This window comes from Aquincola tertiaricarbonis (assembly GCF_000969605.1).
GTDB lineage: Bacteria > Pseudomonadota > Gammaproteobacteria > Burkholderiales > Burkholderiaceae_C > Aquincola > Aquincola tertiaricarbonis.
In genome coordinates this window covers 1-1,442 of sequence record NZ_JZUE01000069.1, presented here as the reverse complement: position 1 = coordinate 1,442, position 1,442 = coordinate 1, and the positions used below count along the sequence as shown (strand labels likewise).

The window sequence follows — 1,442 nt, the reverse complement described above, 5'->3', positions numbered from 1 at the left end:
TCTCCTCCACGCCCGCGGCCTGCTCGCTGGACGCCTGGCTCAGGCTCTGCGCCGTGGCACTCACCTCTTCCGAGGCGCTGGCCAGCGATTCGGCCGCTGCATTCACCTCGGCCACCACCTGGCCCAGGCGGTCCACGGTGTCGTTGACGTAGCGCTGCAGCTCCACGTACACGCCTTCATAGTCCTTCTCGATGCGCTGGCCCAGGTCGCCCGCGGCCATCGCACGCATCACGCGCACCACGTCGCCCACGCTGGTGCCGGTGGCCTCGGCCATGCGCTGCATGGCCTGCAGCAGCTGCGCGGTCTCGTCCTTGCCACGCACCTCGATCTGCACCGACAGGTCGCCGCGGGCGATGCGCTCGGCCGCCGCCACCGCGCGTGACAGCGGCCGGGTGACGCTGCGGCTGATCAGCACGCCGAGCGAGCCACCCAGCAGCACGCCGCCCACCACCAGCGCCAGCATCATCCAGCGGCTGGCCTGGAACACGGCCTCGGCTTCTTCGTGCGTGTGCTGGGCCACCGCCTGCTTGGAACGGGTGAGCTGGTCCATCAGCTCGTCCAGCTTGTGGCTGGCTTCCAGCGCACTGGCGGAGGCCTGCTGCAGCGCCTCGTTGCGCTGGCCGGCCGGCGTGGCGGCGGCCAGCGCCGTCCAGCGCCGCACGTCCTTCTGGTAGCCGGCCCAGTGGTGGTCGAACTCCGCCAGCAGGGCGCGGGCGGATTCGGTGGCGAACAGCGGCGCGGCCTTGTCGGCATAGGTGCGCGTGTCCTTCAGGTGCTCCTCGATGGCCGCCGCAGCGGCCTCGCGCTCGCGCGGCGTGGCCGCCTGCAGCATCACGCCCTGCGCACGGCCCACGTTGACCAGGTGCACATTGGCTTCCTTGATGTGCGAGACGCCCATCAGGTCCTGGCTGTAGAGGTTCTCCGCCAGGTCATTGAGCCGCGCGCTGTTGTAGATGCCGATGCCGCCCACCAGCGCGGCGATGGCCGCGGTGGTTGCAAAGCCCGCCAGCAGCCGCGTGCCGATCCGGAAGTCGTTCAACATCATCCGCCTGCTCAGAACGAGGTGAAGTGCGATTCATCCACCGACGCATCGGACGCGCGCTGCGCGCGCGCACCCGAGCGGGCGGCGGCGCCGGCCTGCAACGGTGCGCGACGCGCCGCGGCCTGTGCCTGGCCGATGGCCTGGCGTGCGGGCGATGCGGCCTCGGCCTCCTGGCGGCGCGGGTGGCCGGCCAGGCGGAAGAAGCCCATCGTGCGCTGCAGCTGCTCGGCCTGCGCACTCATCTCCTCGGCCGTGGCGGCCAGTTCCTCGGAGCTGCTGGCGTTCTGCTGGGTGGTCTGGCTCAGCTGGCTGACGGCCGCATTGATCTGGCCGACGCCGGAAGACTGTTCCTCGCTGGCCGCGGTGATTTCCTGCACCAGGTCGGAGGTCTTGCGGATGC

1 protein-coding gene and 1 pseudogene are annotated in these 1,442 nt (G+C 71.0%); both read right to left on the bottom strand.

Annotated elements, in window-relative coordinates:
• Nucleotides 1-1,042, bottom strand: a 1,042-nt coding sequence (locus VO99_RS27415) for an MCP four helix bundle domain-containing protein (RefSeq protein ID WP_046116147.1), incomplete at its 3' end; no start/stop codon positions are given.
• An 11-nt stretch (nt 1,043-1,053) separates the two neighbouring features.
• Nucleotides 1,054-1,442: pseudogene (locus VO99_RS31655) on the bottom strand (methyl-accepting chemotaxis protein); the annotation flags it as partial.